This window comes from Hymenobacter defluvii (assembly GCF_017589435.1).
In the GTDB taxonomy this organism is placed as follows: domain Bacteria; phylum Bacteroidota; class Bacteroidia; order Cytophagales; family Hymenobacteraceae; genus Hymenobacter; species Hymenobacter profundi.
The window spans coordinates 15,850-38,203 of record NZ_JAGETX010000016.1; the positions used below are offsets into that span (position 1 = coordinate 15,850).

At 58.5% G+C, this 22,354-nt stretch carries 18 protein-coding genes and 1 riboswitch; of the genes, 9 read left to right on the forward strand and 9 right to left on the reverse strand.

Annotated features, from left to right (window positions below):
• Positions 1-137: 137 nt before the first annotated feature.
• The 4 genes from J4D97_RS18750 to guaB form a co-directional block, all read right to left on the reverse strand.
• On the reverse strand, positions 138-551 hold the full coding sequence (locus J4D97_RS18750) for an ATP-binding protein (protein ID WP_208308908.1): 414 nt from the start codon (positions 549-551) through the stop codon (positions 138-140).
• A 27-nt stretch (positions 552-578) separates the two neighbouring features.
• Entirely contained in the window at positions 579-908 is a 330-nt protein-coding gene (locus tag J4D97_RS18755) for an STAS domain-containing protein (protein ID WP_185281276.1), read from the reverse strand.
• Between the two features lie 14 nt (positions 909-922).
• Positions 923-3,019 carry a GAF domain-containing SpoIIE family protein phosphatase gene (locus tag J4D97_RS18760; protein ID WP_208308909.1) on the reverse strand — a complete coding sequence of 699 codons (2,097 nt, stop codon included), beginning with the start codon at positions 3,017-3,019 and terminating at the stop codon, positions 923-925.
• Positions 3,020-3,362: 343 nt separating this feature from the next.
• Positions 3,363-4,835, reverse strand: a complete 1,473-nt coding sequence (gene guaB / locus J4D97_RS18765) for an IMP dehydrogenase (protein ID WP_208308910.1) — start codon at positions 4,833-4,835, stop codon at positions 3,363-3,365.
• 186 nt (positions 4,836-5,021) lie between these two features.
• On the opposite strand from guaB, the gene galB reads away from it, so the two are divergent.
• The gene (galB, locus tag J4D97_RS18770; protein ID WP_208308911.1) at positions 5,022-7,505 is read left to right on the forward strand and encodes a beta-galactosidase GalB; all 2,484 of its coding nucleotides are present in this window, start codon (positions 5,022-5,024) and stop codon (positions 7,503-7,505) included.
• Between the two features lie 114 nt (positions 7,506-7,619).
• Positions 7,620-8,465, forward strand: coding sequence for an oxidoreductase (locus J4D97_RS18775; RefSeq protein WP_208308912.1), 846 nt, complete (start codon positions 7,620-7,622; stop codon positions 8,463-8,465).
• A gap of 78 nt (positions 8,466-8,543) precedes the next feature.
• On the opposite strand, the gene J4D97_RS18780 is transcribed toward J4D97_RS18775, so the two are convergent.
• The 3 genes from J4D97_RS18780 to J4D97_RS18790 all read right to left on the reverse strand — a co-directional run bounded on the left by J4D97_RS18780 (position 8,544) and on the right by J4D97_RS18790 (position 12,613).
• A complete protein-coding gene (locus tag J4D97_RS18780; RefSeq protein WP_208308913.1) occupies positions 8,544-9,245 on the reverse strand; it encodes a hypothetical protein in 702 nt (233 codons plus the stop codon).
• 306 nt (positions 9,246-9,551) lie between these two features.
• Positions 9,552-12,089 carry an ATP-dependent helicase HrpB gene (gene hrpB, locus J4D97_RS18785; protein WP_208308914.1) on the reverse strand — a complete coding sequence of 846 codons (2,538 nt, stop codon included), beginning with the start codon at positions 12,087-12,089 and terminating at the stop codon, positions 9,552-9,554.
• A 200-nt stretch (positions 12,090-12,289) separates the two neighbouring features.
• Positions 12,290-12,613 carry a rhodanese-like domain-containing protein gene (locus tag J4D97_RS18790; RefSeq protein ID WP_208308915.1) on the reverse strand — a complete coding sequence of 108 codons (324 nt, stop codon included), beginning with the start codon at positions 12,611-12,613 and terminating at the stop codon, positions 12,290-12,292.
• Between the two features lie 101 nt (positions 12,614-12,714).
• On the opposite strand from J4D97_RS18790, the gene pnuC reads away from it, so the two are divergent.
• The 4 genes from pnuC (at position 12,715) to J4D97_RS18810 (ending at position 15,411) form a co-directional block, all read left to right on the forward strand.
• A complete protein-coding gene (pnuC, locus tag J4D97_RS18795) occupies positions 12,715-13,347 on the forward strand; it encodes a nicotinamide riboside transporter PnuC (RefSeq protein ID WP_185281268.1) in 633 nt (210 codons plus the stop codon).
• Positions 13,348-13,887 (forward strand): AAA family ATPase, encoded by a 540-nt coding sequence (locus J4D97_RS18800; RefSeq protein ID WP_208308916.1) that lies wholly within the window; start codon positions 13,348-13,350, stop codon positions 13,885-13,887.
• A 75-nt stretch (positions 13,888-13,962) separates the two neighbouring features.
• On the forward strand, positions 13,963-14,853 hold the full coding sequence (locus J4D97_RS18805) for an aldose 1-epimerase family protein (protein ID WP_208308917.1): 891 nt from the start codon (positions 13,963-13,965) through the stop codon (positions 14,851-14,853).
• A gap of 147 nt (positions 14,854-15,000) precedes the next feature.
• Complete coding sequence (locus tag J4D97_RS18810) at positions 15,001-15,411, forward strand: GNAT family N-acetyltransferase (protein WP_208308918.1); 411 nt, start codon at positions 15,001-15,003, stop codon at positions 15,409-15,411.
• 86 nt (positions 15,412-15,497) lie between these two features.
• On the opposite strand, the gene J4D97_RS18815 is transcribed toward J4D97_RS18810, so the two are convergent.
• The gene (locus J4D97_RS18815) at positions 15,498-15,734 is read right to left on the reverse strand and encodes a hypothetical protein (RefSeq protein ID WP_185281264.1); all 237 of its coding nucleotides are present in this window, start codon (positions 15,732-15,734) and stop codon (positions 15,498-15,500) included.
• Positions 15,735-15,947: 213 nt separating this feature from the next.
• A riboswitch (TPP riboswitch) is annotated at positions 15,948-16,057 on the forward strand.
• A gap of 62 nt (positions 16,058-16,119) precedes the next feature.
• Between J4D97_RS18815 and J4D97_RS18820 the strand changes: the two genes are divergently transcribed.
• Entirely contained in the window at positions 16,120-18,600 is a 2,481-nt protein-coding gene (locus J4D97_RS18820; protein WP_208308919.1) for a TonB-dependent receptor, read from the forward strand.
• 190 nt (positions 18,601-18,790) lie between these two features.
• Here the strand turns inward: J4D97_RS18820 and J4D97_RS18825 are convergent, their stop codons facing one another.
• Positions 18,791-20,527, reverse strand: coding sequence for an APC family permease (locus J4D97_RS18825; RefSeq protein ID WP_208308920.1), 1,737 nt, complete (start codon positions 20,525-20,527; stop codon positions 18,791-18,793).
• Between the two features lie 156 nt (positions 20,528-20,683).
• Here J4D97_RS18825 and J4D97_RS18830 point away from each other — a divergent pair, with 156 nt between their 5' ends.
• Positions 20,684-21,916, forward strand: a complete 1,233-nt coding sequence (locus J4D97_RS18830; RefSeq protein WP_208308921.1) for an acyl-CoA dehydrogenase family protein — start codon at positions 20,684-20,686, stop codon at positions 21,914-21,916.
• Positions 21,917-22,004: 88 nt separating this feature from the next.
• A complete protein-coding gene (locus tag J4D97_RS18835) occupies positions 22,005-22,346 on the forward strand; it encodes an HIRAN domain-containing protein (protein WP_208308922.1) in 342 nt (113 codons plus the stop codon).
• The last annotated feature ends 8 nt before the right edge of the window (positions 22,347-22,354 follow it).

A 22,354-nucleotide genomic window follows, 5' to 3' on the forward strand; every position in this document is an offset into this window, starting at 1 on the left:
CGCCATTGCGCAGGAAAGGACCGATGCAATTTTACGGATTTTTTCCTGCCCAGCCCGTGGAGGGCAGCACCCGCGGGCGCAAAACAAAAGGCACCCCGCGAAAGGTGCCTTCTTATGCTAAACTCGACTGTTTTTCTTCAGGAAACGCGCTTGTGCAGCCGGCAAACGTTGTATCTACCGGAGGTAGTGAACTCCACACTGTCCATAATCCGGTTGACCAGTGCCATGCCTACCCCGCCTTTCTTGCCCAGGCGCACATGCTCGTTCATGTCCGGCTCGCGGAACGTAGAAGGCCGGTAAGATATCGGGCTACTGTCCTCAATAGAAATATCCACAGCATGGTTTACGAAGTTGATACTCAGGTACAACGAGCGGGATTCATCTTCCCCATTGGCATGAATAATCAGATTTGCTACTACCTCGTCGACAGCCAGTATAATCTGGTTGAGCTGTAATTCCGACAAGTTGTAGGTAGCCAGATAGTCGTTCACGAAGTCGCGCACAACCTTCAGGTTTTCTCTACTACAACTAATGCGGATATCTTTTTTCATGAAAGCAGCGTCCGTCGACAAAACGAGTTAAATAGCAACGGCTTCTGCCTGTGTGGGTACAATCGTCATCAGCGAGTCGAGGCCCAGAATCTCGAATACGTTATGCACTTTTTCCTGCATGTTGTAGAAAATGAGCTTCACGTTGGCATCTTGCAGCCGTTGCAAGTGGGATATAAAAACGCCCAGCCCCGCCGAAGAGATATAATTGAGTCGTTGGCAGTCGATTAATATTTTTTGATAGTCCAAAACTTCCGATTTCGACAGCTCCGTATCCAGAATCACAGACGAGCTGGCGTCCAGCTCACCGTCGAGATTCAGGGTGAGCGATGTATCAGTGGCTTGTTGCGTTATTTTCATGCCTCGGCTCTACGTTAGGAGTGCGGATCAGGTTGAACAGCTTTGAATTTAATCACCAGCAACGTCTGATCGTCGTGCACGGGCTGACCATAGCTGAACTCAGCTAAGTCGCTCAAAATATGTTGTTTAATCTCCTCCGCTTCCAGGTAGTATGTGCGCTCCAGTACGCGCTGTAACCGCTCTTCCCCATATTCCTCCTTATTCTCCCCACGCGCCTCCACGATACCATCCGTATATACTACCATTACGTCGCCGGGGTTATAATCGTAGAACTGATTTTTGATGTGTTTCTCGTAGGAGTCGTTGCGAATAATACCCAAGCCCAGGCCCGCCGTGCGGAAGTAGGAAACCTCTTCCTTGATGGAGTGATAATAGAGCGTGTGGCAGTGGCCAGCGCGCGCAAATACAAATCCACCGTGCTCATAATCAATAATATAGAGCGAAGCAGTGATAAAAGATGACTTTTCCAGGCAGTGGATCAGGGCGGTGTTGGCCTGAGACATGAAACGGCTGGGCACCGGGAATTTTTCCCGGTCGTTGCGAGCCAGAGGGTTCTCCTGCATCAAGGCATGGAAGATACCCTTCATCTGCGCCACGTGAAAAGCAGCTGTCACACCCTTTCCCGATACGTCGCCCACCAAAATAGCCAAGCGACGGCCCGGTAGGTGTAGGAAGTCGTAAAAGTCGCCGCCTACCTCTTTGGCTGCCAAGGCAAAGGAGCTGATTTCAAACCAGTTGTCGGTAGGTAGGGTCTTCGGAATCAGGCTGTCCTGTACGGCCGAGGCAATCTTTAGCTCCTCTTGCACCCGCTCGTTTTCAATAGAAGCCTGGAGCAGTTGCAGGTTTTCGATACTGAGTACCGTTTGGCTGGTGAAAGTTTGTAGGATGCCCAGGTTTTCGCGGTCGAAGCCGTGGCGCTGGTCCTTCAGCATATACAGGGATCCATAGCGGCGCTTGGTAGAGCGCAATGGCATCACAATCATAGACGAAAACGGCAGCTTCAGACTACGAAAGCCGCTGCTATTGTCCAGATCGTTGTTCAGGTACTCAATGTGGCCTAGGTTGTAATCGGTGAGCAGGCTGTGAATGGCAGCGCTTTGCTCCTGCTCAATATTGAAATATTTGCCTGAGTAGCCATCTGTGGGGGTATCCAGGGTCAACCAAGCGGCATCGGCGCCCACCGTTTGCACTGCCGAGTCGAACAAGGTGCTGTAGATTTCCTTTTCGGTTTGGCCTTTCTGGATCAGCTGCGTGAGGCGTTGCAGGCTCAGGATTTCCTCGCGTTTCTGCTCAAACACACCCGCTGTAGGCAGGTTGAAAAACGTGACCAGTAGCCCTACCAGCGAGTAGAACGCGGCGAAGAAAACGGTGAGCATCAAAAAGGCATGCTGGGGCGCGGGCGCTACCAGCTTGGGGTCGTGCTCGATGCGCAGGAAGTACACTACAAACACCCCCATGCACAGTAGCAAGCCTGCCTGCAACAGCACCACTTCCCATTTCTGGCGACGGTTGAGGTAGGCTACCCACTTCTGGTTACCGCTGAGGTAGATGCCAAACAAAGCCAAGCCACCCATCACGGGGTAGGCAAGCAGGCCCGTGGGCGCCCAGTTCAGTAGACGAAACAACAGTGTACCGCCTAATAACAGCTCAAACCACAGCCACTCGCGCCGCAAGTGGGTAGGCGCCCGAAACAGGACCAACGACCGCCATGTGTAGTTGGTACTGGCTAGAAAGACGATGAACAGCGCTAGGTTAATGGTATAGATAACCGCGAAAAAGACTCGGTCATTGGTAGGCGCTTCGGCCTGAATGAAGCGCTCCAGCAGGTGCAATCCCACACAAACGCTGGCCAGGATGCCGGGCCCCAACAACAGCCGCCGCAGCAGCCCCGTGAAATCGGTGCCGCGCAGCGGGTCGGGACGATTGCGCTGGTAGAGAAACACGCCCGCTGCAAAAAGCGCCTGCGACACCAGCGTGAGCCAGGGCGCCGGGCGCCCTAACTGGGTGGCCAGCTCTGGGCTGGCGGTCAGGAGCGTGCAGTACAGCAGCACCAACCAACTCAGAATAGTGAGGGGTAGGATGACAGCTTGCAGCTTCTGGCGAAGAGACATACAGTGAAAACAAGGTAGAACTACGCCGTGCGCCGCAGCGGAGTGGCAATAGCGAAAGGGCCGACAAGATACGCAGCGCGCCGAAATCGGACGCGGGATGCTACCGGGCTGCTAAACTAATGAGCGATTTGCTAGCGCAAGTATAGATGCTATATCGCGAAAGTGGAAGCTCAACCGCAAGAGTGCAATTGGCAGGTGGTAGACACTTGCAATACAACGTTATTTCGACCAGCGGGAGAAATCTCGCGTGCTCCCACTAATTTTCTGATGATTGAATTAGTACGGCACGCGAGATTTCTCCCGCTGGTCGAAATAATGTTGTAACGCAGCGTACTGCTTTTGTTTACCGGCTGCTATAGTTCGGTGCTTCGCGGGTGATCTGCACGTCGTGGGGGTGCGACTCGCGTAGGCCTGCGCCCGTGATGCGGGTGAAGCGAGCCTGTTGCAGGGTAGCAATATCGGGGGCACCGCAGTAGCCCATACCGGCCCGTAGACCACCGGCCAGCTGGTAGAGCACCTCGGCGGCCAGGCCTTTGTAGGGCACACGGCCCACAATGCCCTCGGGCACCAGCTTTTTCACGTCGGCCTCGGCATCCTGGAAGTAACGGTCTTTCGAGCCGTCTTCCATCGCCTCCACCGAGCCCATGCCGCGGTAGCTCTTGTACTTACGGCCTTCAAACAGCGTCACTTCGCCGGGTGCCTCCTCGGTGCCGGCTAGCAGGGAGCCTACCATGATGGTAGAGGCGCCAGCTGCCAGGGCCTTTACTACATCACCCGAAAACTTAATGCCACCGTCGGCAATCAGCGGGACGCCGGTGCCTTCCAGGCCGCGGGCCGCTTCCAATACTGCTGAGAGCTGCGGCACGCCAATACCGGCAATAATGCGGGTGGTGCAGATGGAGCCGGGACCTACGCCTACCTTCACGGCATCGGCACCAGCATCGGCTAGGGCGCGGGCACCTTCAGCAGTAGCCACGTTGCCAGCAATGACTTCGAGGGCAGGGAACTGCTTTTTGATGTTGCGCACGGCATCCAGCACACCTTTGCTGTGGCCGTGGGCTGTGTCTACGCTCACTACGTCTACGCCGGCTTCTACTAGGGCCGCAATGCGGTCCAGCAAATCAGCCGTCACGCCCACCGCGGCGCCTACCCGCAAGCGGCCGAACTCATCTTTGCAAGCGTTAGGCGAGCGGCGGCGCTTGCGAATGTCGCGGTAGGTAATCAAGCCCACCAGCTTGCCGTCCTTGTCTACCACGGGCAGCTTCTCCACTTTTGAATCCTGGAGGATTTCTTCGGCAATACTGAGGGCAGTGCCGGCGGCGGCCGTTACAAGACTTTCGCGGGTCATTACTTCTGATACCGGGCGACTCATGTCTTTCTCGAAGCGCAGGTCGCGGTTGGTGAGGATGCCTTTGAGGCGGCGCTGGTCGTCCACAATCGGAATGCCGCCAATCTTGTTGTCGCGCATCATCTGCTTGGCATCACCCAGGGTAGCGGTGTCCTCCAGCGTGAAGGGGTCGAGGATGATGCCGCTTTCCGAGCGTTTCACGCGGCGCACCAGTTCGGCTTGCGCTTTGATGCTCATATTTTTGTGCACCATGCCAATACCGCCTTCCTGGGCCATGGCAACGGCCATGTCGGCTTCAGTAACGGTGTCCATCGCCGCCGAAACAAAGGGCAGGTTTAGGCGAATGTTGCGGGTGAGCTGGGAACTGGTGTCGGCGTCGCGGGGCAGTACTTCGGAGTAGGCCGGAAGTAGCAGGACGTCATCGTAGGTGAGGGCCTCGAAGGCAATTTTGGCAGCGTAGTCGGCCATGGCAACAAGAAGGTTAGGTGCTACTTATTGCCAGACAAAGCTACGACGAAAAGTTGGCTTGCGTGTTATCAAACTATGAAAGATGCGCTGCAAATCCATTCTAGCAAGAGGCATTGGTGCAAACGGACCGCCCGATTTCCCCTACATTGCGCTACGCAAACGTTTGTCTAAACCGACCTAGTCCATATGCCTCGTTTCCATTACCCCGCTTTCGCAGCGGGTTTTCTGTTGCTGTTTGCTTCTGCGTCCGTCCCTGGCTTTGCCCAAAACCACCAAGACTACCTACTCACCGACAATTGGAAATTCACAAAGGGTGACTTTCCCGAGGCCGCTACTCCGTCTTTCCGCGATGCGAAGTGGCAAACCGTGCGCGTGCCGCACGACTGGGCCATCTACGGCCCGTTTGGCGCCGACAACGACAAGCAGCAGGTGAAGATTGAGCAGAACAAGGAGGAGCAGGCCACGGTGAAAACCGGCCGCACGGGCGGCCTACCCTTTGTGGGGGTAGGGTGGTACCGTCGCCAACTGGAGGTGCCGGGCTTTGGGGCCGGCAAGCGGGCGGTGCTACTGTTTGATGGGGCCATGAGCAATGCCCAGGTATTCATAAACGGCAAGGAGGTTGGCCGCTGGCCTTATGGCTACAATTCGTTCTATTTCGACATCACCGACTACCTGCAAACCGGCGGCAACAACACGCTGGCCGTGCGCCTGGAAAATCAGCCGGAGTCGTCGCGCTGGTACCCAGGGGCGGGGCTGTACCGCAACGTGCACCTTATCGTGAGCAACGACGTGCACATTCCGGTGTGGGGCACCTACCTCACCACGCCCGAAATCAACACGGAGTTTGCTAAAGTCAAGCTGAAAACCAAGGTGGAAACGCCCGGCAACACCTTCCAGCCGCTGCGCCTGGAAACCGAAGTGCGCGACGCCACCGGGCAGGTGGTGGCTACTACCTCGTCTACCCTCGCGGCCACTGACCAGCAGGAGTTCGAACAAAACTTGGTGGTAAAAGCGCCTAAGCTCTGGTCGCCGGAAACGCCTACCCTCTACACGGCTACCTCCAAGCTGTATGCGGGTGATGTGCTGAAGGACGAGTACAAGACGCCGTTTGGCATTCGGTCATTTAAGTTTGAGGCTGGCAAAGGCTTTTCCCTGAACGGGCAGCCGCGCAAGTTTAAGGGCGTGTGCAACCACCATGACCTGGGCCCACTGGGCACAGCCGTAAACACGGCCGCCCTGCGCCGGCAGTTGGTACTGCTGAAAGATTTGGGCTGCGATGCCATCCGGACCACCCACAACATGCCCGCGCCGGAGCTGGTGCAGCTATGCGACGAAATGGGCTTCATGCTGATGGTAGAGTCCTTCGATGAGTGGAAAACGCCCAAGGTGAAGAACGGCTACAGCCAGTATTTCGACGAGTGGGCCGAGAAGGACCTTGTGAATATGGTGCACCAATACCGCAGCAACCCTTCGGTAATTATGTGGAGCATCGGCAACGAGGTGCCCGACCAGAGCGCACCCGGTGGCAACAAGCTTGCTAAGCGCCTGCAAGACATTGTGCACCGCGAGGACCCTACCCGCCCCGTGACGGCCGGTATGGACCGCATCGACGATGCCATCAAAAACAACTTCGCCTCGGTGCTCGATGTACCGGGCTTCAACTACAAGCCCCACCGCTACCCCGAGGCCAACAGCAAGCTGCCGCAGGGCTACCTGCTGGGCTCCGAAACGGCTTCTACCGTTAGCTCGCGGGGCGAGTACAAGTTTCCGGTGGAGCTGGCGAAACAGAAGAAATACCCCGACAACCAGTCGTCGTCCTACGACGTGGAGTATTGCGTGTGGTCGCAAATTCCGGACATTGAGTTTGCTGCGCAGGACACGCTACCCTATGTGGCCGGTGAGTTTGTGTGGACGGGCTTCGACTACCTGGGCGAGCCCACGCCCTACGACGAGTCGTGGCCTTCGCACAGCTCCTACTTCGGCATTCTGGACCTGGCGGGCATGCCCAAAGACCGGTACTACCTCTACCGCGCCCGTTGGAACCCTCAGCAGACTACCCTGCATGTGCTGCCGCACTGGACCTGGCCCGGCCGCGAGGGCCAGACCACGCCCGTGTACTGCTACACCAACTCGCCCTCGGCTGAGCTATTCGTGAACGGCAAGAGTATGGGCCACCAAACCAAATCCAATACCGCCGACCTGCGCACCCGCAACCGCCTGATGTGGAACGACGTGCAGTACCAGCCCGGCAGCATCAAGGTAGTAGCCTACGATGCCCAGGGTAAAGCCGTAGCCGAAGAAACCGTACGCACCGCTGGCAAACCCCACCACATCCGCCTAGTGGCCGACCGTACCCAGCTCACCGCCGACGGCCAGGACCAGGCCTACATCACCGCCCGTGTAGAAGATGCCCAGGGCAACCTCTGCCCCGACGCCACCGAACAGCTGCGTTTCAAAGTAAGCGGCGCGGGCAGCTTCCGGGCCATCGGCAACGGCGACCCTACCTCGCTGGAGTCGTTCCAGGCGCCGCAGATGCACGCGTTTCATGGGCAGCTGGTGGCCATTGTGCAGACTACCGGTAAGCCCGGCGCCGTGCGCGTGCAGGCTACCGGCAAAGGCCTGAAGAACGGGGAAGTGACGTTGCAGACGGCCGCGGAGAAAGCGCGGTAGTTAGTTTTTTTAACGGGCCCCGGCCCAACCTTCTGCTGGGCTTTGGAGTTGAAAAGTCAGTCGGGCGCGATACAATAGCGTCTAGCTGACTTTTTACTTATAACTCCACCCCTCATGGCAACTACAAAAAACTGGTTTATAACCGGCGTTAGCACCGGCTTTGGTGCGTCGCTAGCCGATTTGCTTCTCGAAAAAGGTGATAAAGTAGCCGCTACCTTCCGCAAACAGGAACAAGTAGACGAATTCACGAAGAAAGCCGGCGAGCAAGGCCTGGGCGTACTGTGCGACGTGTCGGACGAGGCGCAGGTGCAGCAGGCCATCCAGCAGTCTATCGACGCACTGGGCCACATAGATGTCGTAGTGAACAACGCAGGCTACGGCTCACTGGGCAGCATCGAAGAAATTGATGACAAAGAAGTACAGCGCCAATTTGACGTGAACGTGTTTGGTCCGCTACGTGTGCTGCGCGCCGTGCTGCCCCACCTGCGCGAGCAGAAAAGCGGTCACGTGCTCAACATTACCAGTGTAGGCGGTTTGAAAACCTTCCCGGGGGTAGGTATCTACAACGCGTCAAAATTTGCGCTCGAAGCTATTGGCGAAAGCCTGGCCCAGCAAGTGAAACCGCTCGGTATCAAAGTTACCAATATTGAGCCCAGCGGCTTTCGTACGGAGTGGGCCGGTGGCTCAGCTACCTACGTGGATACCAACATTGAGGACTACCGCTCTACGGTAGGCGAAAATCTGAAAGGCATTCAGAGCTACAGTGGTAAGCAGCCCGGCGACCCCGACCGCGCCGCGCAAATCATGTACGATCTGGTGCGTGAGGAAAACCCACCCCTGCACCTGCCCATTGGCAAAGCCGCCGTGAAAGGCGCCCGTGACAAGTTCACGGAGCTGGTAAAAGAGCTGGCGCAAGTGGAAGAGCTAGGAAACTCAGCTGATTTCCCGGAGGATAAATAAGGTTGCTAGTACGTCGAAAAAAGCCCCGTAGCGTGTAGCTGCGGGGCTTTTCGGTTTTTCAGCAACGAAAAATTGTAGCTAGAACTTTGCACCAACGCTTAGCTGAAACTCCCGGATGCGGTACTCCGCATCGTATGTATAAGGACCATTAAGCTCACCTTCGAAGCGCGAGGCACCCGGAATCAGCACGTTGTAGGGCGTGTCGGAAACCGTGGCGGACAGCAGCAGCCGGTCGTTGGTGAAATAGAGGCCGGGTTGAATGAAGGTATAGCTGTAGCCGTTGTGGCTGAGGTTGACCATTTGCCCTACCGCCACGCCGGGCATCAGGTGGGCCGAGGTGCCCAAGTTGAACCGGTAGTAGATGCCCCAGTCGGCGCGGGCGCGAGCGAGCAGGCGGCTGATATGCTGATTTTCATAGGCCGTAATGATGTCGTTGACCACCGTTTGGGTGTAGCCGGTTTTGTAGTTCAGGTGCTGCATGTCCAGCCCCAGCGTGGCCGCCAGCACCACACGCTCCGACAGTGGCTTGAAGGCCTTCACCTGCATAAAGCCCGAAAACGTGTTGCGTATCGTTGTTTTACGCTGATCCTCCGGGAACACGAGCGAGGCTGACCGCGGGCTATACGTGCCCCCGTACGACATAGCGCGAAAGTCACTGATTTTGGGGCCGGCTTCGAAGTAAAATACCCATTTGGTAGGGGTGTACTGGGCCACGCTCGGGCGACTCAGCAAGGCCCCGCTTACCGTTAGTAAAAGGGCAGGCACGTAAGATTTAAGCATACAAGGCAACAGTGGAAAGTGGATAGATTGAATAAGGCCCGCTTATTCAACTGTAATGCCAAAATATCTTACTTTATTAATATTAATTGACATAAGTTGTAGAATAGCCGCGTAGCGGCTATAGGTTTGTAGAAAAATATCGATTCCAGCGCGCCGCGCATCCCTTATTCGTGGCGTGCTACAAAACTGGAGCCGCTACGCAGCTACTCCACAACTTGCGTAAATAGCATTATCTCCAATGCTTCTAGAAAGATCATATAAAGACTCTGCGTCAGGGTAGCAAAACCGCAAAAGGATGCTGCCTGCCTACAACCCATTCTGCTTCTTGGTGCCGCGAATGGCCTGTGCTTCCAATGGGTTTTCGGGCCAGTAGTGCTTGGGGTAGCGGCCGCGTAGTTCCTTGCGCACCTCAAAGTAGCTGCTGGTCCAGAAACTGCGTAGGTCGCGGGTCACCTGGGCGGGGCGGTAGCCGGGCGAGAGCAGGTGCAGGGTGAGCGGCACCGCGCCGCCGCCTACCATGGGCGTGTCGAGCAGGCCAAAGACCTCCTGCAAGCGCACGGCCAGCACGGGTGCGGTGGGGTCGTGGTAGTCGAGGCGGATGCGCGAGCCGGTGGGGACTTCCAGGTGGGTAGGGGCGAGGCGGTCCAGCCCTTGGCGCTGTGCCCAGCCGTCGGGCAGCCAGTTTAGTAGCGCTTCCCCCAAGTCCAGCTTGCTAATGTCGGTTGCAGAGCGCACGTCATCCAGGAACGGCCCCAGCCACTCGGGCAGCGCTTCCAGTAGCGCCGCATCCGATACCTCGGGCCACTGCTGGGGCCGCAGGTGGTGGAGAAACGCCAGCCGCTCTCGCACCTGCGTAGCCGCCTCCGTCCACGGCAACCGACTGATGCCATCGGCCCGCAGATGGTCGAGTATCACGGCGGCTACCGTTTCGGGAGTAGGCTGAGGTAGGACAGATTCAGCTAGAACCAGTGCACCCAACCGTTGCGTACGGCGGGCCACCACGCGGCCAGCGATATCGTCCCAACGCACCTGCTCCTGTGCTTCGATAAGGTAGGCGAAGTGCTGTTCGAGCTCTGCGCGACTGATGGGCGCGGCCAGTCCGGCTCGTGGCTGCGCGGCCACGCCATCCAGCGTAGCTACGGCAAAAAACGTGTCGCTGGCGCTGAAAAACTCCGCCGGCAACGTGGCCCGCTGGCCCGATACCAAGCGCACGCGTTCGGGCGTTTCGCGCTGGGCGAGGCGGTCGGGGTAGGCGAGGGCCGTGAGTAGGCCGGCCGCGTCAGGCACCAGCGGAGCGGCTTCTACCCCGGCCCGGCGGCGTAGGACTGTAGCAGCTTCGCGCACCCGGCGCAGCGTGGCCTGGTCGGGGTGCAGGCCGGGTAGGGGCGCCCGGCCGGTTTCCAGCGCTTCCAGGCGCAGGCGCACATCGGGCGGGCCAAAGGAGCCGTCGGCGGGGCGGAGTAAGTCGCGCTCGGTGAGAAGGGCGGCGAGGGCGCAGGCTGTGGTGCCTTGCCCTACCTCTTTGCCTCGCACCACTAAGTGCGCCAGGCGCGGTGCTAGCCCAAGCCCTGCCAGTGCCCGGCCATGAGGGGTAGGGCGGCCGTCGGGTTGGAGGGCATGAAGCCGCACCAATAGTTCGCGGGCCAAAGCCAGCGCGGCGGTGGGCGGCGCATCGAGCCAGCGCAGGGCTTGAGCATCGTAGGCCCCCCAAAGTGCCAGTTCCAGGGCCAGGGCGCTCAGGTCGGCCGTCAGGATTTCGGGTGCAAGGTAGGCGGGTAGTTGGTGATGGTCGGTGGCGGTCCAGAGGCGGTAGCAGGTGCCGGGACCAAGGCGGCCGGCGCGGCCCCGGCGCTGGTCGGCGGCGGCTTGGCTTACCGGCTGGGTAGTGAGGGTAGAAAGGCCGGTGCGCGGCTCAAACTGCGGCACGCGGGCATAGCCACCGTCTACCACAATCGTCACGCCCTCAATGGTTAAGCTGGTTTCGGCGATGCTGGTGGCCAATACCACTTTGCGCCGGCCGGCTGACGCTGGCCGCAGGGCGGCATCCTGCTGTTCCAAAGGTAGTTCGCCGTGTAGCACGTGCAGGTCGGTGGTGGGAGCGAGGGTAGGGGCCAGGCGCTCGGCCACGCGGCGCTGATCGGCTAGGCCGGGCAGAAAGGCCAGCACGTCGCCGGTGGCGTGGGTGGCCAGGGCTTCGCGGATAACGGCGGGCATCAAATCCTGCAACCGCTCGTGGGGTCGGCGGCTGGCGCCGCCCGCCCGCGCCGGCGTGAGGTAGTGCGTCTCGACGGGGTAGCTAAGACCAGCGCTACGCACCACCGGCGCGCTCAGCCAAGCACCCAATCGCTCGGCCTCCAGCGTAGCCGACATCACTAGCAACCGCAAATCGGGGCGGAGTACGGCCTGTGCGTCTAGTGCCAAGGCCAAGCCAAGGTCGGCCTGCAAGCTTCGCTCGTGAAACTCATCAAACAGCACGGCTGCCACGCCTTCCAGCGCGGGGTCGTCCTGAAGTTGGCGCGTCAGAATCACTTCCGTTACTACCTCAATCCGCGTTTTCGCGGAGACTTTGCTTTCCAGGCGCATGCGGTAGCCCACGGTTTGGCCGACTGGTTCACCCAGCAACTGCGCCATGCGCGTGGCCGCCGCCCGCGCCGCCAGCCGGCGCGGCTCCAGTACAATAATGCGCCCGCCGGACGGCATCCAGTCGGCTTCGAGCAGGGCCAACGGCACCAGCGTGGTTTTGCCCGCGCCAGGCGGGGCCTGTAACACCGCGCAGGCGTTGTGGCCGAGGGTAGCAAGCAACTCGGGTAGGGCAGCGCGGATGGGGAGGTTGGGGAGATGCACGGGTGGCTAGTGGAGTAGTTACTGTAATACGTTTTTCATTCTGAGCCTGCGAAGAACCTTCTCACAGCTGGAACACTACCACACGAAGTCGTTCTCGTCATTTAATATCAACTACCAATGATTCGTTCTGCCGTGAGAAGGTCCTTCGCAGGCTCAGGATGACAGACGTATTTCAATTCAATTTTTAGCAATCAACACTGCTAATACACCGCTACCTCAGGGTCTACCTCGCGGCTCCAGGCGTCGATACCGCCTTTCAGATTGAGCAAATTGTTGAGGCCGTGGCGATGCTGCAAAAACGCCAGGGCTTGCATAGAGCGCACACCGTGGTGGCAAATGAGCACTACAGGCCGGTCGGTGGCTATTTCCTCGGTGCGGCGCGGCAACTCGCCTAGCGGAATCAGGTGGCTGCCCTCGATGCGGCAATAGTCGTATTCCATGGGCTCGCGCACGTCGATAAGCTGGAAAGTTTCGCCGCGTTGCTGGCGGGCGTGCAGGTCGGTGGGCGTGAGGTCAGGCAGCATAGGTAGCGAGGAAAGGTAGGCTGCAAAAATACGGCGCGGCTCGGTAGGTTTGGGTAGCTTTGGCCGCACCCGGTTGGGTGCTCACTCAAACGCGCGTTGTTTTGCTGCATTCTCTGTACGAATTCTGGACGGCCGCCGTGGGCAACACGCCGCTGGAATGGGTAGCCGTTGTCACGGGGTTTTTGTGCGTGTGGCTGGCCGCCCGCGAGTCGCTGTGGAACTTCCCGGTAGCCATTGTGAGCTGTACGCTCTACATTCTGGTTTACCACGACAGCAAGCTCTACGCCGACCGCAACCTGCAAGTCGTATTCATCCTGTTGAGCCTATACGGTTGGTACGAATGGCTCTACGGCGGCGCCCGCCGCACCGAGCTAACGGTGTCGCGCACGCGCCCTCAGGAGTGGCTGCTGCTCGCGCTGGGCGCGGCCGCTTTCACGGGTGGCTTCGGCTACTACCTGCAACACTACACCGACGATACCATTCCCTACCTCGACAGCCTGACCACGGCCATAAGCCTGGCCGCGCAGTATCTGATGATGCGTAAGCGCCTGGAAAACTGGTTGCTGTGGATTGGCGTCGATGCCTTGTACGTGCCTATTCTGTGGCACAAACAGCTCTACCCTACCAGCGGCCTCTATGCTTTGTACCTCGTACTGGCCGTGTACGGCTACGTGGAGTGGAAACGAGCTGCTCAGGTAGCGCAAGCTACTGGCACCTCCAATTCAGCCATCTAAATGCTACGCGTTTCCCTCACTGGCCCCGAATCGACGGGCAAAAGCACGCTGAGCCGCCTGCTGGCCGCGCACTACGGCACCGCCCACGCGCCCGAATATGCCCGCACCTACCTCGATCAACGCGGCCCTACCTACACCCTGCCCGACCTAGAGGCCATTGCACGCGGCCAACTTGCCGCCGAAGTTCAAGCCACGGCCGAAGCGGCGGCGGCCGGCAAACCGGTGGTATTTTTTGATACCGATTTGGTGGTGATAAAAATCTGGGCCGAGCACGCTTTCGGGCAGTGTCCTACCTGGATTACCGACCACCTGCACCAACATCCCCACGACTTGACCCTGCTGCTCGACGTGGACCTGCCCTGGGAGCCCGACCCCCTGCGCGAACACCCGGACCCCGCGCAGCGTCAGTATTTCTACGAGTGGTATCGGCGGGAATTGCAGGGCCTACCCAGCCAATTTGTGGAAGTAGGCGGGCCGCCGACTGAGCGGTTGGTGCAGGCCGTGGCGGCAGTGGATGCGTTGCTGCGGAATAGTTGCTAAGCGCCGGTCTGCGTATGTGGATACAATACAAACGTTTTTTCGAAAGCCCCATAGCTCATATCCCTACCCCAACCCATGCAACACACGCTCATCAACGACCACTGCCGCGTCACGATCAATACCAAAGGAGCCGAGCTGGCTAGCTTCGTCCGCACCAACTCGGACCAGAATCCGCCCGAGCTGGAATATATGTGGCAGGCCGACCCAGCCGTGTGGAGCCGCCACGCGCCGGTGCTGTTCCCTATCGTTGGCAAGCTGCCGCAGGACACCTACCTGCATCAAGGCAAAGAATACAAATTGCCTCAACACGGATTTGCCCGTGACCGGGAATTTGCCTTGGTACAGCAAACGGAAACCGAACTGACATTTGAGCTACACGCCGACGAGCAGAGCCGGCAGGTATATCCATTCGATTTCGTGCTGCGGATTTCCTACCACCTGCACGAGCTAACCCTGGACGTGCGCTGGCAAGTGCTGAACCCCGCCACCAATCAGGAGCTGCTGTTCAGCATCGGGGCACACCCGGCGTTCCGGTGCCCGTTGCTGCCTGGCGAAACGTTTGAGGATTACGCTTTCCATTTCGACCACCCCGTTACGTTCGAGCGGTACTTGCTGCAAGGCGGCCTACTCTCCGGCGAAACGGAGCCAGTGCTAAACCAGCAAACCGAGCTGCCGCTGACCTACGACTTGTTCAAAGACGATGCGCTAGTGCTCAAGCATTTCGACTTTTCTACCATTACGCTGCGCAATTCCCGCTCCGACCGCGCCGTGCGTCTGCGCTTCGACGGCTTTCCCTACCTCGGCCTCTGGACCAAAGGTCCCGGCGCCGAGTTTGTGTGCGTAGAGCCCTGGCAAGGCATTGCCAGCACAGTAGGTGCCCCCGTGGAGCTAGCTGATAAGGAAGGTATTCTGACGCTGGCGCCCGGCCAGGAGTTCAATGCCGCGTATTCTATTGCTGTGCAGTAAATTCATTTCTCTGTCATCCTGAGTGAAGCGAAGGACCTTATTACTCTAGAACGACAAGCGTACTAACGACTCGTTCACCTGTGATAAGGTCCTTCGCTTCACTCAGGATGACAGAGAAAAAACATTCAACTACCTAGTAGCTCGCGCATGCATATCCAACCCATCACCCCTGAGCAAACCCACGCCCTGCGCCACCAGGTACTGTGGCCCGACAAACCGTTGGCATACGTGCAACTGCCGGAAGATGCTGATGGACACCATTTTGGGGTGTTTGAAGGAGAGAACCTGGTAGCGGTGATTTCGTTGTTTGTGGATGCGCAAGGCGAGGCGCGGTTTCGCAAGTTTGCTACCCATCCCGATTTTCAGGGGCAGGGTATTGGCACGGCGCTGCTCACGCACGTGCTAGGCGAGGCCATCCGCCTGGGCGCACACGCCATTTGGTGCGATTCGCGCCAATCGGCCGCTGATTTTTACCGGCGTTTTGGGATGGAGCCGGAAGGGGAGGTATTCTATAAAGGTCCGATTCCGTACGTGCGAATGCAGCGCCGCTTGCCGTAGCGTCCGCCCCGAGGGGCTTACACGCAAAGAACCCCTTTTAAGGGTAGGCTCTCTCTTTCAGCCACGAATTGAGAGAAAGCCAGCGGCTACACCAGCGGTGCGGCCGGGCGCGTGGGTACGCCCCGGTTGTAATCGGGCTCCCAGTCGTTGATGGGGCGGGTGATGCCGGGCGGCAAATCTAGGTCGGGTAGGCCGTCGTCGAGGGGCTCGCCGCCTTCGTCGTCGTTATCGGGGTAGGGGGGACGTAGGAAACGCCGCTTGGGCATCACCAGGAAATACGCCAGTACGGCAAAGACCAGAAGGGTATAGATCAGACTGATCATGGCGGAAGCAGGTGGGTGAATCGACGAGGGAAAGGACGACGAAAGACTACTGTCAGTCAGTTAACTAACGGCAGTCGGGGCCGAGTTGTTTTCGGAAAAAGTCACTTTTTCAACCCCTCCGCCCGCGTCTACCCAAGATACGAAGTTCTGGCGCGAAAGAAAAATAGCCGCGTGCTTCTGCTTGTAACTGGCCGGTGCAGCGCCTACTTTTGCCCCATAGTTTAGGGGTGCCAACCCGCCATGTGGCGGCCAGTGGCTGAGATCATACCCATTGAACCTGATCTGGGTAATGCCGGCGAAGGGAACAGACGATCCGCGAACGTGAAAACCCGAGTGGTGCCGACCCCTGGCACCGGGCCCGTTCCACTTTTCTGCTTTTGCATTCTTGAAAAATGTACTGGTTTTGGGCACCGCGCTGTTGACGCTGCCCGTAGCGGCCTGGGCGCAAGGTCCCGTGTCCGGCATCATCACCGATGCCCGCACAGGCACGCCGCTACCCGGCGCTACCGTACTGCTCGACGGCGCTACCGGTGTGGTAACCGATGCGGCCGGCGGCTTCTCCCTACCCGCTGTGCCAGCTGGCGCGCACACGCTCCGCATCACGTTTGTGGGCTACGACCCCATCACGCGCACCGTGCAGGGACAAGCCACCGCGCAGCGCCTCACAGTGCCGTTGCAGACCGGCGGTGTGCTCACCGGTGAGGCCCTCGTAACGGCCCAGCGCGCCAACGAGCGCACGGCTACTGCCTATACCAACCTGGGCAAGGAAGACTTGGCCAAGCGCAACTTCGGCCAGGACCTGCCCTACCTGCTCGACCAAACGCCCTCGGTAGTCGTTAATTCCGATGCCGGGGCGGGCGTGGGCTACACCGATATCCGTATTCGGGGCACCAGCAACACGGGTATCAACATGACCATCAACGGGGTACCGCTGAACGATGCGGAGTCGCACGGGTCGTTTCTGGTGAATCTGCCGGATCTGGCGTCGTCCATCAACTCCGTGCAGGTGCAGCGGGGGGTAGGCACCAGTCAGAACGGCGGCGCGGCCTTCGGAGCCAGCATCAACATCTCTACCCTGGATGTGCGCCGTGAGGCCTATGCCGAAACGCAGAACACCTACGGCTCCTTCAACACCTGGAAAAACAACGTGCAGTTCGGCACAGGGTTGATTAATAACCACTTCACGGTGGATGGCCGCCTGTCGCGCATTGCCACGGATGGCTACATGAACCGGGCATCGTCGGATTTGAAGTCGTACTACTTTGCGGCGGGCTACCAGGGCAAGAATACCATGCTGAAGTTCATCACCTTCTCGGGCCGTGAGAAAACCTATCAGGCCTGGAACGGTGTGCCCGAACCGGCCATTACTGGCAACCAGACTCTGCTTCAGAACTACATCGACAACGGCGAGCTGAGCGAAGCTGATGCCGAGCGCGTGCGCCGCGAGGGTAGGCGCTACAGCTACTACACCTACGACAACCAAACCGACAACTACCAGCAAAACCACTACCAGCTGCACCTTTCCCAGCAGTTGGGTCCCGACTGGAACGTGGGCGCGGCCCTGCACCTCACGCGCGGCTTTGGCTACTACGAGAGCTACCGTGCCCGCCGCCGATTCACCGACTACGGCTTGCAAAACGTGATTATCGGCGGCGATACTATCACGCGCACCAACCTGGTAGACCGCAAATGGCTGGATAACTACTTCTACGGCGGCACCTTTGCGCTCAACTACCAGCCCCGCGACGGCAAGCTGCAAGCCACCATAGGCGGCGCCTGGAATCAGTTTGATAACGACCACTACGGCGAAGTGATCTGGGCGCAGTACGCTTCCAATAGCACCATTCGCCAGCGATACTACTTCAACGATGCCCGCAAAACCGACTACAACGCCTACGCCCGCGCCACGTGGCAAGTGCTACCCAAGCTGGGCGTGTACGGCGACATGCAGGTACGCCACATTACGTATACTATTGATGGCGTGGAGGATGAGCAGAACGACGTGCGCACCCGCGCCCGCTACACGTTCTTCAACCCCAAAGCCGGCGCTACCTTCGCCCTGGCTGAAGGGCAGCAGCTCTACGCCAGCTTTGCCGTGGGCCAGCGCGAGCCCGTGCGCTCCGACTTCACCGACCGCCCCGCCGGCGACGTAGGCGCTAAAGCCGAGCGCCTCAACGACTGGGAGGGCGGCTACCGCTTCACTCGCGCCAATGGTCGATTGTTAGGCTTTCCAGCCACCGTGCGCGTTGAGATTAACGGGTTTTATATGAGCTACCGCAACCAGTTGGTAGCCACCGGCCAGCTCAACGATGTGGGCACGCCTCTGCGGACTAATGTAGCTCGTAGCTACCGGCGCGGGGTAGAGCTAACGGAGTTTGCCTCTATCAATGATAAGCTAAGCCTGAGCAGTACGCTCACGGTCAGCCAAAACCGCATTCTGAATTATCAGGGCATCAGTTACGACGCTGATTACAATCCCGTGACGGAAGCGCCGCGCACGAGCACCATTTCCTACTCGCCTTCGGTGGTATCGGCGCATACGCTGGCGGGGCAGCCGCTGCCGGGTCTGCGCTTGGCGCTGCTCTACAAAACCGTGAGCCGCCAGTACCTCGACAACACCACCAGCGAGGACCGGCGCATCAAGCCTTACCAAGTGCTCGACTTCCGGGTGCGCTACACCATCCGGCCAAAGTTTGTGAAGGAAATTGAGCTGGGCTTGCTGGTGAATAACGTGCTGAATCGTCGCTACGTAGCCAACGGCTACACCTACAGCTACCTCGGCGCCAGCGGCGGCCTCGATACGTTCAACTGGTACTTCCCGCAGGCTATGCGCAATTTCCTAGCGTCGGTAGGCGTCAATTTCTAGACCACGGATTCGCTCGGATTTATCGGATGACACGAATTTCGTGGACGGTTTTCCTTTCCGAAAAGCGCCCATTATCAACAGAAAAGCCTCGCAGTTTGCGAGGCTTTTTTGTTGTCTCCTGTACGGTGATAAGTTGGAGGAATCGTACAGGAAATCTGTGTCATCTGATAAATCCGAGCGAATCCGTGATTCAGATAATCAAGCGCACGCCGCCCAACTCAGAAATCTGGTAGGGGAACCGGTCGCCGGGGGAGCCGATGAACATGAAGTTTTTGGGGATGTTCCACTCCTGCGAGAGCTGGTCGATGAGGGCGGGTCCGAACTGGCCTTTGAGCGGTACAAAGTCAATCACGATTTCCTCGTAGGCACGGTCTAATACTTTAATATCTCGGAGCAAATCCTGGGAAAACGTTTCGCCCTCACGTAGCAGCGTCACAATTTTAAGACGGTTAGTAAACTCGTTTTCGACCACATAGGACATGACTTTGTTGAGGTTCGATACGTTGTCACCCTTGGTGAAGAATACGAATTCCTGGCGGTTTAGCTCGTGTAGCTGCCGCTTAATGGTAACCTGCGTAAGGCGCGAAACGCGAGGCGAGTGTTTGGCAAACGACTCGGCGCCGGCTAGAATAAGGTTTAGAATGGCCGTGCGATTCAGCATGGCCGCCACCACTAGCATGGATGGCACGAAGTATTGCAGGAAAACCACTAAGTAATCGGGCCGGATGCGGATGTTGCCGTACAGCGCCGTGACAACGCCCACCAGCGCCAGCGCCACCGTAACGACACCTGCGTACACCGGTCGGGGTAGGTTGGGCCGCTTGCGCTTGAGCAGGAAGTTACCCAACGCGAAAAAGGCCATTACCGACAGGAACGAAATGGTGTATACGCCCGCCAGCGGCCCCAACTCGCCGTTCGTAATCAGCAAAACCGATATACACAGCAGAAAGAAGGTAATGAGGATGATGTAGTTGCTTTGGCGCTTATTTTCTTTCAGAAAGAACTGGGGTAGGATGCGGTCCAGGGCCATGCGCTTCATCAGCCCGCTCACGCCCACAAAGCTGGTGAGCACGGCACCGCTGAGCACCGCCACGGCATCCACCGAAATAAGGGTAGCCAGCCAAGGGCCGCCAGTAGTGGTGCCAAGGTAGGAAAGCAAGGTTTCGGTGTGCTCACCCACCTCGCCTAGCGGTAGCGCAGCCACGGCCAGCAAGGCCAGCAGGGGGTTGAACACCGTAACCACGACCCACATATTGCGTAGCGTTTTCTGAAATACGCCCTCAGCTTGCTCCTCCACAAAGTTGGCCGAGCTTTCAAAACCCGAAATGCCCAGCATAGCCGCGCTGAAACCCAGGAAAAGCGCCGATGAGAGGCTCCCCTGCAACGGCATGTGCCAGTTTTCAACTAAAGTGCTCAGCCCATGCGTAAACAAATACCACCCTGTGACGCCCACCAGCAAGGTGAGTGAGAACAAATGCAGCACGAAAATGCCCACAGCCACCACCGCCGACTCAGAAATGCCTAGGATAGTGAGTAGTAGAAAGAAACCCAACAGCAGCACCGTGGCCGTGATGATAGGTAGGCCGTGCCAAAGCGTGTGCAGGTAGTGCATGGCCTCGGAGGCCGAAATAACGGCCGTAGCCATGTAAGACAAGATAGTGAGACAGGCGGCCACGGCAGCGTTGCGCTTGCTAGTAGTGTTCAAGAGCACGTTGTAGGCGCCCCCATTGAGGGGTAGGGCGCCCACGACCTCGCCATAAATGCGACGGAATAAAAACAGCACGCCTCCTACAATCAGCAGAGCTACCCACGCATACTGTCCCGCATACGCAATAGCCAGTGCCGACACGTATAGGCAGGAAGAGGATATGTCGTTGCCACAGATAGCAGTGGCTTCCAATTCGTTTAGTTTTTTCTCGTGGCTCATCGGGTATAGCGTAGGAGGGGATAGAAGGTGTACGGGGGTAGGCGGGTAAAAGGTGGGAAAAGCTCGGCCGGCACTTGCTTCCTGCTTGGTTTACGGGAACAATTTGCCCCTTCGCAATTGCTTATATTTGACAACCAAACCCCACCCCGCTAGTCTATGTCTTCCCAAGCCGATATCCTCTCGCCCCAAAAGAAAGCCGACCGCGCCCACGGCTCCACCAATGCCGCTGGCTTCACCGACTACTTCGACCTCGACGGCCTGCTCACGGAGGAGCACAAGCTCATCCGCCAGACCATTCGGGACTTTGTGAAGCGGGAGATTTCGCCCAATATCGAGCGTTGGGCGCAGGAGGCGCATTTCCCCTCCGAAATCGTACGCAAGTTTGGCGGGGTAGGTGCCTTCGGCCCTACCATCCCCACGGAGTACGGCGGCGGTGGCCTCGACTACATCAGCTACGGCCTGATTATGCAGGAAATAGAGCGCGGCGACTCGGGTATGCGTTCTACGGCGTCGGTGCAGGGCTCGTTGGTGATGTTCCCGATCTACCAGTATGGCTCGGAGGAGCAAAAGCAGAAGTTCCTACCCAAGCTGGCCTCGGGCGAATGGCTGGGCTGCTTCGGCCTGACGGAGCCCGACCACGGCTCTAACCCCGGCGGCATGGTCACGAAGTTGGAAGACAAAGGCGACTACTACCTACTGAATGGCGCCAAGCTCTGGATTTCCAACTCGCCTGATTGCCAGGTGGCCGTGGTGTGGGCCAAAAACGAGGAAGGCCGCATCAAAGGCGTCATCGTAGAGCGCGGCATGGAAGGCTTCACTACCCCCGAAATCCACAACAAATGGAGCCTGCGCGCCTCCTGCACCGGCGAGCTGGTGTTTGATAACGTGCGTATCCCCAAGGAAAACGTGCTGCCGAACGTGGAAGGCCTCAAAGGCCCCCTGTCCTGTCTCGACTCGGCCCGTTTCGGTATTGCTTGGGGTGCCATCGGTGCGGCCATTGATTGCTACGAGTCGGCTTTGAAGTACTCCCTGGAGCGGGAGCAGTTTGGCAAGCCCATCGGTGGTTTCCAGTTGCAGCAGCGCAAGCTGGCCGAAATGCTCACTGAGATTACCAAGGCGCAGCTCATGGCATGGCGCCTGGGTGTGCTCAAAAACGAAGGCAAGGCCACATCAGCCCAAATCAGCATGGCTAAGCGCAACAGCGTGCACATGGCGCTGGAGGTAGCCCGCGAGGCCCGCCAGATCCACGGCGGCATGGGCATCACGGGCGAGTACCCCATCATGCGCCACATGATGAACCTGGAATCAGTAATTACCTACGAGGGCACGCACGATATTCACCTGCTGATAACGGGGGCGGATATTACGGGGATTCAGGCGTTTAAATAGGGTTTTCCTTGGGTTTGGGGAGAAAGGCACGGCTGTACTTCCCAGCATCCGGCTATATTAGCCCATCCATTTATTTGATCTGACCTCTATGGCCGCTGCACCCGCTCCCTCTGCTTCGCCCCTGGTTTTGCTTGAATGCCTGATTGCCGGCACCTCCCACCGCGAGGGCCTGAAGGCCTACGAGCCGCAGCTACAGCTAGGCCAGGCCCTCACGCTGGAGCGCGAAGCCGATAGTTCCTACGACGATTGGGCCGTGCGCGTGTACACGGCTGGCCCCGAGCCGATGTGGCTCGGCTACCTCCCCGAAGGCCGCAACGAAACCGTAGCCCGCCTCCTCGACGCCGATTTCGCATTGGCTGGCCGCCTCACCCACAAAGCCTGGGAAGACGAGTGGCTGTACCTGGAAATGGAAGTAGTCCTACCCATTTAGGAGGTATA

Bases quoted from the DNA above. Each gene is read 5' to 3' on its own strand.
- J4D97_RS18755 (WP_185281276.1), bottom strand. From the start codon at position 908: ATGAAAATAACGCAACAAGCCACTGATACATCGCTCACCCTGAATCTC.
- J4D97_RS18790 (WP_208308915.1), bottom strand. From the start codon at position 12,613: ATGCTGCCTGACCTCACGCCCACCGACCTGCACGCCCGCCAGCAACGC.
- J4D97_RS18780 (WP_208308913.1), bottom strand. From the start codon at position 9,245: ATGCTTAAATCTTACGTGCCTGCCCTTTTACTAACGGTAAGCGGGGCC.
- J4D97_RS18825 (WP_208308920.1), bottom strand. From the start codon at position 20,527: ATGAGCCACGAGAAAAAACTAAACGAATTGGAAGCCACTGCTATCTGT.
- J4D97_RS18805 (WP_208308917.1), top strand. From the start codon at position 13,963: ATGCAACACACGCTCATCAACGACCACTGCCGCGTCACGATCAATACC.
- J4D97_RS18830 (WP_208308921.1), top strand. From the start codon at position 20,684: ATGTCTTCCCAAGCCGATATCCTCTCGCCCCAAAAGAAAGCCGACCGC.
- galB (WP_208308911.1), top strand. From the start codon at position 5,022: ATGCCTCGTTTCCATTACCCCGCTTTCGCAGCGGGTTTTCTGTTGCTG.
- guaB (WP_208308910.1), bottom strand. From the start codon at position 4,835: ATGGCCGACTACGCTGCCAAAATTGCCTTCGAGGCCCTCACCTACGAT.
- J4D97_RS18760 (WP_208308909.1), bottom strand. From the start codon at position 3,019: ATGTCTCTTCGCCAGAAGCTGCAAGCTGTCATCCTACCCCTCACTATT.
- J4D97_RS18835 (WP_208308922.1), top strand. From the start codon at position 22,005: ATGGCCGCTGCACCCGCTCCCTCTGCTTCGCCCCTGGTTTTGCTTGAA.
- J4D97_RS18810 (WP_208308918.1), top strand. From the start codon at position 15,001: ATGCATATCCAACCCATCACCCCTGAGCAAACCCACGCCCTGCGCCAC.
- J4D97_RS18815 (WP_185281264.1), bottom strand. From the start codon at position 15,734: ATGATCAGTCTGATCTATACCCTTCTGGTCTTTGCCGTACTGGCGTAT.
- J4D97_RS18750 (WP_208308908.1), bottom strand. From the start codon at position 551: ATGAAAAAAGATATCCGCATTAGTTGTAGTAGAGAAAACCTGAAGGTT.
- J4D97_RS18775 (WP_208308912.1), top strand. From the start codon at position 7,620: ATGGCAACTACAAAAAACTGGTTTATAACCGGCGTTAGCACCGGCTTT.
- J4D97_RS18800 (WP_208308916.1), top strand. From the start codon at position 13,348: ATGCTACGCGTTTCCCTCACTGGCCCCGAATCGACGGGCAAAAGCACG.